Source organism: uncultured Arthrobacter sp. (assembly GCF_947493765.1).
In the GTDB taxonomy this organism is placed as follows: Bacteria; Actinomycetota; Actinomycetes; order Actinomycetales; family Micrococcaceae; genus Arthrobacter_D.
The window spans coordinates 1-14,468 of sequence record NZ_CANLSZ010000004.1 but is presented as its reverse complement, the minus strand read 5'-3'; the positions used below and the strand labels follow the sequence as shown (position 1 = coordinate 14,468).

14 protein-coding genes are annotated in these 14,468 nt (G+C 65.4%); 11 read left to right on the top strand and 3 right to left on the bottom strand.

What is annotated here, in order from left to right:
* Window positions 1–25: 25 nt before the first annotated feature.
* From Q0747_RS07210 to Q0747_RS07170, 9 genes are all read left to right on the top strand, one after another.
* On the top strand, window positions 26–1,690 hold the full coding sequence (locus Q0747_RS07210; RefSeq protein WP_298253106.1) for an amidohydrolase: 1,665 nt from the start codon (window positions 26–28) through the stop codon (window positions 1,688–1,690).
* Window positions 1,687–2,826, top strand: coding sequence for an ABC transporter ATP-binding protein (locus Q0747_RS07205; RefSeq protein ID WP_298253104.1), 1,140 nt, complete (start codon window positions 1,687–1,689; stop codon window positions 2,824–2,826). The genes Q0747_RS07210 and Q0747_RS07205 overlap by 4 nt, the downstream gene beginning before the upstream one ends.
* Window positions 2,816–3,991 carry a spermidine/putrescine ABC transporter substrate-binding protein gene (locus Q0747_RS07200; protein ID WP_298253102.1) on the top strand — a complete coding sequence of 392 codons (1,176 nt, stop codon included), beginning with the start codon at window positions 2,816–2,818 and terminating at the stop codon, window positions 3,989–3,991. The genes Q0747_RS07205 and Q0747_RS07200 overlap by 11 nt, the downstream gene beginning before the upstream one ends.
* The gene (locus Q0747_RS07195) at window positions 3,988–4,995 is read left to right on the top strand and encodes an ABC transporter permease (RefSeq protein ID WP_298253100.1); all 1,008 of its coding nucleotides are present in this window, start codon (window positions 3,988–3,990) and stop codon (window positions 4,993–4,995) included. Before Q0747_RS07200 ends, Q0747_RS07195 begins: the two co-directional genes overlap by 4 nt.
* Entirely contained in the window at window positions 4,988–5,848 is an 861-nt protein-coding gene (locus tag Q0747_RS07190) for an ABC transporter permease (RefSeq protein WP_298253098.1), read from the top strand. The genes Q0747_RS07195 and Q0747_RS07190 overlap by 8 nt, the downstream gene beginning before the upstream one ends.
* 24 nt (window positions 5,849–5,872) lie before the next feature.
* Window positions 5,873–7,267: an FAD-binding oxidoreductase gene (locus Q0747_RS07185; protein WP_298253096.1), complete on the top strand. Its 1,395-nt coding sequence runs from the start codon at window positions 5,873–5,875 to the stop codon at window positions 7,265–7,267.
* A gap of 29 nt (window positions 7,268–7,296) precedes the next feature.
* A complete protein-coding gene (locus Q0747_RS07180; protein ID WP_298253094.1) occupies window positions 7,297–8,778 on the top strand; it encodes an aminobutyraldehyde dehydrogenase in 1,482 nt (493 codons plus the stop codon).
* A 221-nt stretch (window positions 8,779–8,999) separates the two neighbouring features.
* On the top strand, window positions 9,000–9,563 hold the full coding sequence (locus Q0747_RS07175) for a recombinase family protein (RefSeq protein ID WP_298253092.1): 564 nt from the start codon (window positions 9,000–9,002) through the stop codon (window positions 9,561–9,563).
* 161 nt (window positions 9,564–9,724) lie between these two features.
* Window positions 9,725–10,342 carry a DUF7010 family protein gene (locus tag Q0747_RS07170; RefSeq protein WP_298253782.1) on the top strand — a complete coding sequence of 206 codons (618 nt, stop codon included), beginning with the start codon at window positions 9,725–9,727 and terminating at the stop codon, window positions 10,340–10,342.
* Here Q0747_RS07170 and Q0747_RS07165 read toward each other — a convergent pair.
* The 3 genes from Q0747_RS07165 to Q0747_RS07155 all read right to left on the bottom strand — a co-directional run bounded on the left by Q0747_RS07165 (window position 10,247) and on the right by Q0747_RS07155 (window position 11,820).
* Window positions 10,247–10,483: a helix-turn-helix transcriptional regulator gene (locus Q0747_RS07165; protein WP_298253090.1), complete on the bottom strand. Its 237-nt coding sequence runs from the start codon at window positions 10,481–10,483 to the stop codon at window positions 10,247–10,249. The genes Q0747_RS07170 and Q0747_RS07165 overlap by 96 nt on opposite strands.
* A gap of 1 nt (window position 10,484) precedes the next feature.
* On the bottom strand, window positions 10,485–10,952 hold the full coding sequence (locus Q0747_RS07160) for a hypothetical protein (protein WP_298253088.1): 468 nt from the start codon (window positions 10,950–10,952) through the stop codon (window positions 10,485–10,487).
* A 310-nt stretch (window positions 10,953–11,262) separates the two neighbouring features.
* On the bottom strand, window positions 11,263–11,820 hold the full coding sequence (locus Q0747_RS07155; RefSeq protein WP_367277695.1) for a putative immunity protein: 558 nt from the start codon (window positions 11,818–11,820) through the stop codon (window positions 11,263–11,265).
* A gap of 135 nt (window positions 11,821–11,955) precedes the next feature.
* Here Q0747_RS07155 and Q0747_RS07150 point away from each other — a divergent pair, with 135 nt between their 5' ends.
* Both Q0747_RS07150 and Q0747_RS07145 read left to right on the top strand, forming a co-directional pair.
* On the top strand, window positions 11,956–12,639 hold the full coding sequence (locus Q0747_RS07150) for an ABC transporter ATP-binding protein (protein ID WP_298253084.1): 684 nt from the start codon (window positions 11,956–11,958) through the stop codon (window positions 12,637–12,639).
* A 106-nt stretch (window positions 12,640–12,745) separates the two neighbouring features.
* On the top strand, window positions 12,746–14,245 hold the full coding sequence (locus Q0747_RS07145; protein ID WP_298253082.1) for a DUF6297 family protein: 1,500 nt from the start codon (window positions 12,746–12,748) through the stop codon (window positions 14,243–14,245).
* Window positions 14,246–14,468 lie beyond the last annotated feature (223 nt).

The window sequence follows — 14,468 nt, the reverse complement described above, 5'->3', positions numbered from 1 at the left end:
CTTTCGGACACATCTGCGGGGAACTATGCCCGACCTGCTGATCCACAATGCCCGGATCTTCGATGGGCATCAGCTCATCGCTGCTGACGCCGTGGCGATCGCCGGCGGCAGCGTCGTCGAGCTCGGTACGGGCTCGGACCTGCTTCAAGCGGCCGGCCCCCACACCGAGATCATCGATGCCGAGGGCGGTCTGCTCACGCCCGGTTTCATCGACGCGCACGTCCATGCAGTCGCCGGGGGTGTGGAGCGGCTCGGCTGTGACCTGAGCGACGCAGGAAATGCGACAGAATGCCGGGACGCCATCAGCTCGTACGCCGCTCGCTCCGAAGCTGTCGACGGCTGGATCTCCGGCGGAGGCTGGACCATGTCCGACTTCCCGGGCGGAACTCCCACAGCCGTGGAGCTGGACGAGCTCATCCCGGACCGCGGCGCCTTCCTGGTGAACCGTGACCACCACAGCGCGTGGGTGAATACGCACGCCCTCGAACTGGCGGGCATCACGGCCGACACCCCTGACCCACCCGGTGGCCGTATCGAACGCGACGCCTCCGGCAATCCCACAGGCACGCTCCACGAGGGCGCCATGGACCTGATCAGCCGACTCATCCCCGAGGAGACCCAGGAGCAATTGCGCCACGGACTGCTCGAGGGCCAGCGCTACCTCAACACCTTCGGAATCACCGGCTGGCAGGACGCCATCATCGGTCAGTACTCCGGCCACGCCGACCCGTACGCCGCCTACTGCGCGGCCGACGCCGCCGGGGAACTGCACTCCGACGTCGTCGGGGCCCTCTGGTGGCCGCGCGAGGTGCAGGACATCCCGGAACAGGTACGGATCTTCCGGGAACGACGCCGGCACGCCTCGTCCGGCACCAGGTTCCGGGCCACGGCGGTGAAGTTCATGCTCGACGGCGTCGTCGAGAGTCGGACGGCCGCGATGGCCGAGCCGTACCACTCGTGCGGCTGCCCCGGTGCCGGGTCCGGATTGAGCTATTTCGAGGCAGACTTCCTGGCGGCAGCGTTCACGGCGATCGATGCGGCGGGATTCGACATCCACCTGCACGCGATCGGGGACCGGGCGGTCAGCCAGGGACTGGATGCCTTCGCGGCGATGCGCGGCGCCAACCCGGGACGCGACGGGCGTCACCACATCGCGCACCTGCAGGTCGTGGATCCCAGGGACGTCCCGCGTTTTGCAGAACTCGATGTGACGGCGAATCTGCAGGCTCTGTGGGCCTGCAACGACGACTCCATGCGGGACCTGACGGTGCCTGTCCTCGGGGAGGAGCGCGCCGGCTGGCAGTACCCGTTCCGGTCCCTGCTCGACGCCGGAGCACGGTTGGCGATGGGATCGGACTGGTCCGTCTCCACCCCGGATCCGTGGCAGGCGATCCACACCGCGGTCAACCGTACGGAGGGAGGCGCGGAGGAACTGCGGGAGCCCTTGAACCCGGGCGAGGCCATAGGGCTGCTGGACGCGCTGCGCGCCTACACCTCCGGTTCCGCCCGTTTGAACCGGTCCGCAGCAGGCGGTCGGATCGAGATCGGCGGACCCGCCGATCTCGCGCTGGCCGACCGCGATCCGTTCGCCGTCCCTGAGTCCGATCTTCACCGTCTCTCCAACCGCCTGACCGTGGTGGCCGGAGCAATCGTTCACGATGCCCGCAACCGAACCGAAGGAGAAGCATGAGCGCCACTCTCTCGCCAGCCATAGCCGGGGAACTCTCGATCCGCAGTCTGCACAAGGAGTTCGGCGGTGTAGCGGCCATCAAGGACCTCGACCTGGACATCCGTGCGGGCGAGTTCCTGTGCCTGCTCGGCCCCTCGGGCTGCGGAAAGACCACGCTGCTGCGGATGATCGCCGGGTTCGAGGAGCCCACGGCCGGTGTCATCGAGCTCGGATCGACGGACCTGACCAGGATGCCCGCGCACAGGAGACCGGTGAACACCGTGTTCCAGGCGTATGCACTCTTCCCGCACATGACGGTCGCCGACAACGTGGCCTACGGCCTCAAGCAGTCGCGCACTCCGAAGAAGGAGATCGGTCAGCGGGTGGACGAGGCCTTGACCATGGTGCGGATGCGGGAGTTCGCGGACCGCAGCCCCGGACAGCTCTCCGGAGGCCAGCAGCAGCGTGTTGCCCTGGCCCGTGCGCTGGTCAATCGACCCAAGGTCCTCCTGCTGGACGAACCGATGTCCGCGCTGGATCGCAAGCTGCGCGAGGAGATGCAGGTGGAGCTCAAGCTGCTGCAGAAGCGGCTGGGTATCACGTTCATCTTCGTCACGCACGATCAGGAGGAGGCGCTCGCCATGAGCGACCGGATCGTGGTCATGTATGACGGCTGTATCCAGCAGATCGGTAGCGCGGAGGAGGTGTACACGCGTCCGTCCAACAGCTTCGTGGCCGGATTCATCGGCAAGCAGAACTTCGTGGAAGCGGTCGTGGTGTCCGACGACGGCGGCGCGCTGCGGTTGCGCTCGGTGAACAACACCACGATCCTGCCCGAGCCGAAGGCGGCTGGTGATCCCGGGGCAGCGGGCCGGCCGGTGCCGTCGGTCGGTGACACCGTGCGGGTTGCCATACGGCCGGAGACACTGCGGCTCCGCCTCGCCGACGGCGTGCCATCGGCACCGAATGCAGTGCTCGGTCGGATCGCCGGGGTCTCCTTCCTCGGAGACGTGGTGCAGTACGTACTGCTGGTCGGTGAGGACACGGAGATCCTCTCCCGGGTCCCCCGCTCGGACGCCGTGCCCCTGCCGACGGACGAGGATGTGCTCATCGAGTGGGACGGCGCGGATGTGGCGGTGTACTGCGATGAAGCCTAGGAAGGCAACGGGCACACCGGACATCCGGCTGCTCGCCCCCACCACCCTGAGCCGCGAGCTCTCCCGCCGCAGTCTGTTCGCCGGCACCGCCGTCGTCGGCCTGCTGGGACTCGCGGGGTGCGGTGGCGATCGTGCCATGGCCAGTTCGCCGGCTCCGAACGGGAAGATCGAGAACAACGTCAACCTGTACTCGTGGGGTGATTACGATCCGCCGGAGAGCATCTCCTCGTTCACGGCGGCCACGGGAGCAACCGTGCAGGTCGACTCCTTCGGCTCGAACGAGGAGCTGATCTCCAAGCTCGCCGCCACACGCGGAACCTCCGGCTACGACGTCGTCGTCCCGACCGGGTTGATGATCCCGCAGATGGCCGAACACGGCCTACTGCAGCCCCTGCAGAAGGATCTCATTCCTAATTTCAGCAACATGGACCCGAACTTCACCGACCAGGTCTGGGACCCGGGAAACAAATACACGATCTGCAAGGCCTGGGGGACCACCGGGTATGTGTACGACACGTACACGATCACCCGGCCCATGGCGTCCTGGCAGGACTTCCTGGACGCAGCCATGGGCGAGGCCTCGGGTCGGACCGCGTTGCTGGAGGATCCGTGGGAGGTCTGCTCGATCGCGCTCGGAGCTGCCGGTGAGGACTTGAACACCACGGACGAGCAGAAGCTCGACGCCTGCGAGCGAGTGCTGCTGGACAATCTTGCTCCGCACGTGCGCGCCTACTTCGGTGCGGCGTCGACGGGGATGGTCCAGGGCGGTCTCGCACTCCTGCAGTCCTACAACGGGGACGCGCGGCAGGGCATGCTCGAGATGGATGATCCGGAGCAATGGAAGTTCGTCTACCCGACGCCGTCGGCGAATCTGTGGATGGACAACTGGGCGATCGCGACCGGTGCGCCACACCCCGACGCCGCTCACGCACTGATCAACCACATGATCTCTCCCGAGGTCGCCTTCGAACAGATGGACTACATCGGGTACCCGGTGGGGACCAAGGGCCTCGAAGAGCGGGCGGAGGAGGAGGGCGTGGAGCTGCCGGAGCTGATCTTCCCCGCGCAGGAGGTCCTCGACCGGCTCACTCCCTCGGAGATGAATGAGGCCCAGCAGCGGCGTGTGGAGATCTTCTCCAGTGCTCAGGCAAGGAGCGGAGCATGACAACGAGGTTCCGGAAATTCCTTGGGGACAGTGCGCTCTCCTTCCCCACATGGGCCTACATGCTGTTCTTCTTCGCCCTGCCCGTGGCACTGGTCATGTGGTACAGCTTCGGGTTCAAGCCCGACCAGTTCACCACGCACTCGATGGAGCAGCTCTCCCTGGGCCGCTACCGCGAGGTTGTGAGCCCGACGTTCCTGTCGGTCTTCACGGCCACACTACGCATCTCGATCGTCGGCACCCTCGCGTGCCTCGTCATCGCGGTGCCGTTCGCCTACTGGCTCGCCGTGAAGGTGCCACCGGGTCGCAGGGGGCTGCTGCTGGCGCTGGTCCTGGTACCGTTCTGGACCAACTTCCTGGTCCGTACGCTGGGCTGGCAGATCATCCTCTCTCCCGACGGCTTCGTCTCCGAGGCGTTACAGGGCATCGGACTGCTCGGCTCACCGCTGGACATCCTCTATTCGCGTGCCGCAGTCCAGATCGGCGTCATCTACAACTACCTGCCGCTGATGATCCTGCCCTTGTTCGTGGCCATGGACTCCGCAGGCGTCCAACTGCGCGAGGCCAGCGCCGACCTGGGTGCCGGCAAGTGGCGCACGTTCTTCCAGGTGACCCTCCCGCTGGCGACCCCCGGAGTGGTCAGCGGATGCCTCCTGGTGTTCATCCCCCTGACCGGTGACTACATCACCGCCTCCGTACTCGGCGGTGCCAACGGGACCATGATCGGCCAGCTGGTGGCGAACCAGTTCCAGAATGCGCAGAACTGGGCGCTCGGTTCGGCGATGGCGGTGGTCCTGATGCTCTTCACCCTCGCGGTCGTGGTCGTCACCGCCCTGCTGGCACTGGTCGTGAAAGCGATCATCAAGCACGTGGGCCGGGTCGAACTGCCAACCGGGCAGCACGCCGGGCCCGACGCCGGAACCGCCGCGGATCTGCCCGCGGGCAGCGGCGTCCGGCAGGCCGAAGCTGCTGTCTCCGGAACCACAACAGGAGGTCCACATGCCTGAGCGCATCCGCCGTCGTTCGCTGACCGACACCGCACTATGGGTGTGGGGAGCAGTGGTCTTCCTCTTCCTCTTCCTGCCCATCGCGGTGATCGTCCTCTACTCGTTCAACAATGGACGGCTGCTGGCATCCTTCGATGAACTCGGCGTGCAGGCCTACGTATCCGGACTGCAGAACGACGTCATCATCGCCTCGGTCATGACGTCGCTGAAGGCGGCCACCGGCACGGCGCTGTTGGCCACCGTGCTCGGCACCTTCGGAGGCATCGCCCTGGCTCGCGCCACCAAGGGGGCGAAGTGGCCCGTGCTCCTCACGGCGCTCCTGGCACTGACCCTGGTGACCCCGGAAGTGGTGGACGGCATCGCGATGCTGCCCTGGTTCGTGACGCTCGGTGTCGACGCCGGTCTGACTCCCTTCAACAACGGACTGTTCCGCCTGGTCATCGCGCATACCGCGTTCTCCACGGCCATCGTCACCTTCATCATCAGGGCCCGCATGGCCGGTATCGACAGTTCGCTCGAGGAGGCCGCTGAGGACCTCGGCGCAACCAAGTGGCGAAGTTTCCGCGATGTCACCCTGCCGCTGGCCGGGCCAGGGATCTTCGCCGGCGCCCTGATGGCCTTCACCCTCAGCCTCGACAACACCATCCTCTCCAGCTTCGTCCAGCAGCCGGGCTACACGCCCTGGCCGGTGTACATCTTCTCCGCCGTCCGCGTGGCACTCCGGCCCGAAGTGGCAGCCATTTCCACGGCGATGCTGGTCCTGACCCTCCTGGCCCTGGCGCTGGTGGGACTGGTGCTCAAGCGCTCGGGTAATTCCTCCTCCCAGATCGTCAAAACGATGGCCGGCTCCTAGAGCCGACTGCAAAGGACACACACCATGCAAGACTCCACAGATCCGACGTCCTCCCTCGCCAGTGCATCCACCACACCGTTCTGGCTCGATGATCCGAACCGACCAGAAGCACTGCCTCCCCTGTCGGGATCCTCGACAACCGACCTGGTCATCGTCGGCGGCGGGTACACGGGGCTCTGGACCGCCCTGCTGGCCAAGGAACGTGAACCTGACCGACGCGTGATGCTGTTGGAGGGCCAGCGCCTCGGATGGTCGGCCTCCGGACGCAACGGTGGCTTCTGCGACTTCAGCCTGACCCATGGCGAGGGCAACGGGGAGAAGCACCTTCCCGAGGAGAACGAGCTTCTGACCCGCATGGGCCTGCAGAATCTGGACGAGATCCAGGAGGCGGTAGAACGGTACGGACTCGACTGCGAGTTCGAACGCACCGGTGAGATGAATGTGGCGACGGAGGACTACCAGATCCCCGAGCTGGCGGCCGGACACGATCCCGACGCCGACGCGTACTTCATGGATGCCGCGGAACTGGCCGAGCACATCGTTTCGCCGACGTTCAAGGCCGGGCTGTGGACCAAGCGCTCCACCGCGATGCTCCATCCGGCGAAGCTCGTCTGGGAACTCGCACGCGTGGCCCGCGAACTCGGCGTCGAGATCCACGAACACACCCCGGTCCGCTCGCTGTCGCAGCGGAACGGGCACATGGTGCTGCGCACGGACGGGGGAGACGTCACCGCCGGCCAGGTGGCACTGGCCACCAACGCTTTCCCGTCATTGCTGCGGCGCATGCGCTGGCACACCGTCCCGGTCTACGACTACGCACTGATGACCGAGCCGTTGAGCGATGCACAGCTCGAGTCGATCGGCTGGTCGGAAAGATTCGGTATGGCTGATCTGGCGAACCGCTTCCACTACTACCGGCTGACGGCGGACAACCGGATCCTCTGGGGCGGCTGGGATGCTGTGTATTACTACGGCAGGACCCTCAAGCGCGAGTACGACCAGCGCCCTGAAACCTTCGAGACGCTGGCCCGGCAGTTCCATGAGACCTTCCCGCAGCTGGGGACGGTGCGGTTCACGCACAAGTGGGGAGGTGCCGTTGACACCTGCTCGCGCTTCTTCCCCTTCTTCACCACGGCCTACTCCGGCCGGGTCGTCTACACAGCGGGCTTCACGGGACTGGGCGTCGGGGCAACACGCTTCGCCGGCAACGTCATGCTCGACCTGCTCTCCGGCGCTTCCACCGGACGCACCGAGCTGCAGATGGTCAAGAAGACACCGCTGCCCTTCCCGCCCGAACCCCTCGCCTGGGCTGGCATCAAGCTGACCACCCGCGCCATGATCAAGTCCGACCAGAACGAAGGTAAGAGGGGACCGCTGCTGAAGCTGCTCGACGCCGTCGGGATCGGCTTCGATTCGTGACGGAACAGTTCAGGCTGGAGGAGAAAATCATGGAGAAGCACCTGTTCATCGACGGCGCCTACCGGCGCGCCCGCGGCGCCGAGGCGAAGTGCATCGATCCTGCGACCGGCAAGGTCACCGGAACCCAGTTCTACGCAACCACCGAGGATGTCGACGACGCCGTCGCCGCTGCCAGGGCGGCCCTGCCAGGGTGGTCCTCCCGCACCCCTGGCGAACGCTCGACGGCGATGCTGGCCTTCGCGGCCGAGGTCGAGCGCCGGGCTGTCGAGTTTGCAGCGCTTGAGTCCGAGCAGACGGGCAAGAGCATCCGCCTGGCAAGCGGGTTCGATGTACCGGGGACGATCGACAACATCTACTTCTTCGCCGGCGCTGCCCGTCAGCTTGCGGGGCTGGCAGCAGGCGAGTACGGCACCGGCGGCACCTCGATGGTGCGCCGCGAGGCCGTCGGGGTCATCGGGTCGATCGCGCCGTGGAACTATCCGCTGCAGATGGCGGCCTGGAAGATCCTGCCCGCGATCGCTGCGGGGAACACGATCGTCCTCAAGCCGGCAGAGAACACTCCGGGCACCTCCCTGCTCTTCGCCGAAGCAGCCGGCGCGGCCGGCATTCCGCCCGGAGTCATCAACATCGTCACAGGCCGCGGCGAGGAGATCGGCGAGCACCTGGTGAGCCACCAGGACGTCGCCATGGTCTCCTTCACCGGTTCCACCGCCGTCGGCCGGCACATCATGGCACGTGCTGCGCAGTCGGGAAAACGGGTCCACCTCGAACTGGGAGGCAAGGCACCACTGGTGGTCTTCGACGACGCGGACGTGGAGGCTGCCGCGCACGGTGCCGTGGCTGGGGCGATCATCAACGGCGGCCAGGACTGTACGGCGGCCACACGGGCGTACGTGCAGCGTCCCCTCTTCCAAGCGTTCACCACGCGGGTGGCGGAACTGATGGACGCCGTCGTCGTGGGCGATCCCACCGACCCCGACACCGATCTGGGGTCCCTGATCACGCGCGACCACCGTGACAGGGTGGCGGGTTTCGTCGACCGGGCGCGTGCGGCCGGAGCCTCGGTGCTGGCAGGAGGGTACGCGCCCGACGGCGACCTCGCGGAGGGCGCCTTCTACCGACCCACGCTCATCACCGGCGTGCAGCAGGACTCGGAGGTGGTGCAGGACGAGATCTTCGGACCGGTGCTCGTGGCGCTGCCCTTCGACACCGACGACGAGGGCATCGTCCTGGCCAACGACACGGTGTACGGGCTGGCGGCATCGGCCTGGACCCGGGACGTGAGCCGTTCCATGCGCGCCAGCGCGGAGATCCAGGCAGGTTGCGTCTGGATCAACGACCACATCCCCGTGGTCTCCGAACTCCCGCACGGCGGATACAAGGCCTCAGGTTTCGGCAACGACATGTCGATCTACTCGCTGGAGGAGTACACGAACATCAAGCACGTGTCGATCAGCCGCGATTCCGCGGCTCATAAGGAATGGCAGGACACGGTCTTCCGGGTCCGTTAGCTGCGCTCGTGTCGCGGATCTCGAGCTGGCCCCGAGGTTTAGACCGCGGCCGGCACCTGTGCACCCTCCTCGCCCGCGAGCTCTCCGAGTCCGACCGGGTGTTGATTGGCACCGTCCACGAGACACTCTCAGCGGAGAGCGCTGAGAACGGCGTGTCGTGTTCCATGGCTCGTGTCCGAGAACTACGTGCTGTCAGGCACGTTGGCGGTACAGTTTGGATCATGGCAGCTGTGGGTTATGCACGCGTGTCGACGCGGGAGCAGAATCTGGATGGTCAGACCGACGCGCTCGAGGCTGCCGGGTGCGAGAAGGTGTTCATCGAACACGCCTCGGGGGTGCTGGCGAAGCGGCCGGCACTGGAGGATGCGCTGGAGTACCTGCGGTCTGGGGACACCCTGGTGGTGACGAAGCTGGACCGGTTGGGCCGGTCGGTGCGGAACCTGAAGGAGATTGTCGACGACCTCGAGCGGCGTGGTGTCGGGTTGAAGGCCCTGTCTCAGGGCATTGATACGACGACTCCGGGTGGGCGGTTGTTCTTCCACATGTTGGCCGCGATCGCGGAGTTCGAGCACGACCTCATCGTGGAACGTACGAAGGACGGTTTGGCTGCAGCCAGGGCGCGGGGCCGTACGGGCGGGGGCCGGGTGAAGCTGACACCGAATAGGGCCCGGCAGGCGCGGGCGATGTATGACGAGAAGATGTACACGGTGCAGCAGATCGCCGAGACGTTCGGGGTCTCCCGGGGCACGATCTACCGCCACCTCGGCGACGACGCCCGGACCTGAACCGCGGCGTCGCGTAGAACGATTGCTCGGGTCGAAGTCGGTTGATCAGAGCTATGACCTCGAAGCGTACTGGGTGGCCAGCTCATCTGCGGCGACATTCTACTGCGCGGATTTCAGGGCAGGGTCTAGCCAGCGGTGTCGGGGTCTGGGAGGCTCCATCAGTGAGCGATACCAGCACGCGTGAGCAATCTTCGACCGGAGCACCTCCACGGTTCGCGGACCCGCGGCGGACCGGGACTCTTATCGGGTTGGTCGGTGCCTGTGTTTTCGTCTTCTCGTACACACCCGGTTTCTCCGACCCACTGTCGGTTGTGGCGCGCATCGTCGTCATCGCTGCTGTCAGCGCGACCCTCTGGTTCCTTTTCGTTACCCCCCGCTTCCTGGGTCCTTTTATCCCTCCTCGCGGATGGCACGTCGGGGTGTACGTTCTGTGCGTCCTTGGGGAGTTCGCGCTGATAGCAGGCGGCAGCAGGTGGCTCGAAACGATGGGCCGGCTCGAGCTGCGACCGGCATTGATCGCCTTGGTCGTAGGTCTGCACTTCCTTCCCTTCGCCTGGGCGTTCAAAGAGCACATGTTTTACACGCTAGGCGGGGTTCTCGTTTTGTTCGGTGGTTTGGGTCTTCTCATCGGCACCCAAGCCAGTGCTCTCGGAGCGGCAGTCGGATCAGGGGTGATCATGGCGCTAATCCTGCTGACCTACAGTCTGGGTTTCTTCGCCCCGAGCGTCCTGCTCGGGAAAGAAGAGCTTCTCAAGGGTGGTCCCGAAGGTCGCCGCTAAGCGGAAGGCCAAGGGTAGGGATGGGTCGAAGCGTCCGCGCTCGATGGAGATGATGGTCTGACGGGAGACGCCGAGCTCGTCGGCGAGTCGTTGCTGGGACCAGGCCAGGGCCTGTCGTGATTCGCAGACGAGGTTCTGCATGTCAGCTTCGGTGTTGCTGGATCAGGTAGCGAACCCCGACAGAGACGAAGGCTAGACAGATAACGCCGGCGAGCAGAAGTCCCGGATCGAGAGCGAGCTTGTCTGGGATGAAGGAAAGGACCGTTGCGGTGATACCGGCGACGATCACGATGTCCGTCAGGGCGCCGGCTGCTGCCTTGTCGTACCAACCGGATTCCACGGATTCCTCCGGCCGTGCGGCAGCTCCCTTCATCGTCGACCGGTCGACGATGAGGATGTAGACAAGCATCGTCGCTGGTGGGATGAAACAGACCGCGAAGACTACTCCGATGATGAAGGGATTCGATTCTCCGATGCGGAGCGTGGCGGCTAGAAGACCCAGGAGAGCGGCGATCACCGTTCCACATGGCAGGGCGATCGCCATGGCCGGGAAACGGCCTCCGCTGAAGGTTGTGCGACCCCACGTTGTTCGTACGCTCTGATCGGTCATGACGCCCCTAATATGTACACGTTGCTTTACATAGCAAAGCTAGCTTTACACGGATCGCGGCGTCAAGAGCTCTGTCCGTCCATGAATCAGAGTGGGAGCGAGCGAGCAAATTGTCCCTCGCTGCCGTCGCTCAATTCAGACATCAGGTAGGCGCACCCTGCTTATTGACGCCCTACCATGAGGCAAGGCAGGTATACCTCATGACTTCAGCATCCACAGTCCGCGCCACCCATGCCGGTAGCTGTCCTGTTCGCTGACCGGTTTACGGTCAGGGATGAAGAACAGGGTAAGGGCGGCTCTTCTGCGGGGTTCAGTCCTCGAAGACGGACCAGCAGATCCTGTTTCTGCGGCTTTGGTCCTCGAGTACAAGCTGGCGGAGATGGGCGGGGATCTGGTGACGTTGCCAGTCGCGTTCAGCACGTGCGGCTTCGCGTTCTTGATCGCGGGATGCTGCAGCTGCTGCTGCCTTGATGGCGTACGCGGCCGCGCCCAGGTCGTGTTCGGGAACGTGGGCGACGCAGGCCGCTTGGCCGGCTGCGTAGGCCGCGAATCGTGGAGCGCCACGCAGGGGACGCGCAGCGCCCATCGCGTGTCCTCCGATCGCGCGGGTCGCCATCATCTTCGTTTCACCCCGGGTCCAGGCTCGTGCGGCCTCGATCGCCGCGCGAGGGCGGCCATCCTGTCGGTTTGTTTCCTCGAACAGCCCTAGAACATGTTCGGCGCAAGTAGCTGCCCATAAAGCCAGGAGCCGGTGATCGGCCTCGGTTAGGTGCCCACCGCGTCGAATGGACACGAGGCGAGGATCGCGGGCAGCAGGAAGGATCACAAGACTGTCTTCTACCCTTGTCCCTTCCGGGCGGCAACACATCCTTGATGGTGGCACAGCTGATCGACACCGCTGCTCTCGAATGTTGCAGGTCGCGTCGGCCAGCCAGTGAATGGTGCTCGTAAAGGCGCTGGTGGGGGTCAGGAGTAGCTCGAGTGGTCGGTTTAGGCTGGGCGAATGGTGGTGGGGGATGTGCTTGAGGTTGAGCGGTTGGTCGTGGGGTATGCGGGCACCCCGGTGTGTGGGGAGGTGTCGCTTCGGGTTGCTGCCGGGGAGGTCCTTGCGGTGGTGGGGTTCAACGGCGCCGGTAAGTCCACGGTCGTCCGGACTCTGGCTGGCCGGCAGGAGCCTCTGTCCGGTGATGTGCGGGTACACGGCCTGCCGGTGATGGCCGACGCCATAGGGTTCCGCCGTGAGGTCGCGGCCGTGTTCGACGAGGACGTGTTCTTCCCCGGGCTGACGGCCCGCGAACACCTCTTACTGGTCGCCCGAGGCCACGCCTTGGACTCTCCCGACACCCTGGTTGACGCGGAACTGCACTTTTTCGGTCTCACGCAGAGATCACATGCCATCCCGGAGGCCTTGTCCTCGGGGCAGCGACGACGGCTGCTGCTAGCGGCTGCGTTCATTCGCCCGGCGTCCCTGCTGATCCTCGACGAACCCGAGCAGCGCCTAGACCCGGTGATGCGCGATGCCCTCGCCGATCGTATCCAGCAGCGCGCCAAGGCGGGCACCGCGGTCGTCCTTGTCACCCACGATCCACGGCTGCTGCTGAAGACGGCATCGACGTGCGTGCTCGTCGACGAAGTCCTCGAGCCGGTCGATACGCAGCGGGGAGCGCAGATCATTGCAGGGGCCTGATCCGACCACGACGCCACGCAGAACGAAGACGACAGAAGCAACCGGGGCGACACGGGTGGTCCTGGGATCGAGTACACCCCATCGGGGTTCGCCCGACAAGAGTGCTTTGCGTCAGGGCCGGGAGGTCGTCGACTTCACACAGTCGAGGACCAGGCAGTACAACAGGGCACGCTCCTCGGTCCGGGACCTCTTCATCGACGTGTATTCAAACGCGCTGGCCGGGGCCTGCGTGCTGATGATCGCAGGGTCCTTGATCGTCTCACTCCGGGCCGAGCTTACGGACCGGTACCTCGGCGATGTAGGCCTGGCCGCGGCACGCTGGCAGGTGGTGCCGGCGGAGGTCCTGTGGGTGTTCCTGACGTATCTGGTGTTGGTCGGTATCGCACTGATTGCCCGCCGGGTGGGCCCTGTCATGGTGAGCCGGGCCCAGGCTGCATGGTGGTTACCGTTGCCCGTCGATCGTCGCCCGATGGTCTTACCCCCGCTCCGGCGTCGTCTCGTCCTGGCCGGTGTCGCAGCGTCGGCGGCCTACGTCCCGTTCAGCGTCCTGACCGCACTCGACCGATCCCCATGGGCACATGCTGGGTCAGCGGTGACCTTCGGCATCGGGGCGCTTCTGGCTGTTAGCGGTGCCATGATGGTGCAACTGAACACAGACTCCGCAGGCGTCGTCCGCGCGGCAGTGCTCGTCGGGCTCCTACCCGTGGCCGTCCTACCGTTCCTGACACCGTCAGTCTGGTCACTGGTAGCGGTATTGGCCGTGGCCGGGATCCTCGTGGCGTACCTGCTTCCCCGGGCCGGTGATGTTCCAGGTACCGAGTTGCAGCGCGGCGGCGCGGTCTCCGGGCACGCCACCGCGTCGGTCTTCCTCATCGACGTCAACGAGTTACGCCGGGCACTATCGGCAGAACGGCGTACACGTACCGGCAGGCGCGGCGCGCGTTTCTACGCGAGACCCACACGGTGGGCTGGTACCGCGGTCATACGTGCCGACGTCGTAGCATTCCTGCGCCTCCAGCCCGCCCCTATCGGCCCGTTGCTATGGCTGGGAATCAGCGTAGCCGCCGCTCTCATCACCCCGGCCCTTCCCGTTCTGCTCCATCTGACCCTGGTCCTCATCGCCGCCTGCGCCACCGCTGCCGGGACCGGGACGGTTGCCCGCCGTACCGCCGTCGTCCCAGAACTCGATGCTCTCCTACCGATCAGCCCGGTGCTCTCACGCTTCAGCCGGATGCTCATGCCCGCGCTGGCCCTGGCCCTATGGATGAGTGCCTTGACCGCAGCACTCGTCGCCGTTTCCTCAGGTCCTGCACTTCTCATCCTGCTCGGGGCCATCGCCGGCGCCGGGATGGGAGCGGGAGCCGTCCGCGCAGCAACCCGCCCCCACACCGATTGGACGAGACCTCCCGTAGAGACACCCTTTGGCTCCGTCCCCCGCGATCAGATGTCATCTCTCCTACGCGGTATCGACATGACCGTCCTATCGATCGTCCCGATCCTCCTCGCCCTCTACCTCGGAGCGGCCTATCCCTGGCTGCTCCTCACCCAAATCATCGCCAGCGCCATAGCTATCACCGTGCAAGCTTCAACCCCGACTTCCCGCTGAGGGATCCCTTGACTGGACAACATGCAAGGTTCGGTCGTGGGTTGATGATTCCCAGTAGTGGCGGGGGAGTGGGCGGCCGCGTAGCGTCCCAGCAATATGTCTCACGTCGAGTATTCTCAGCAAAGAAGAAGTGGGCCTTTGATGGGCTAGGGCGTGTCTCCTAATGCTTGGAGCCAGAGTGTGATGGCTCTGAGGACGGCTGCGCCGCGGTAGGTGAGCGAGA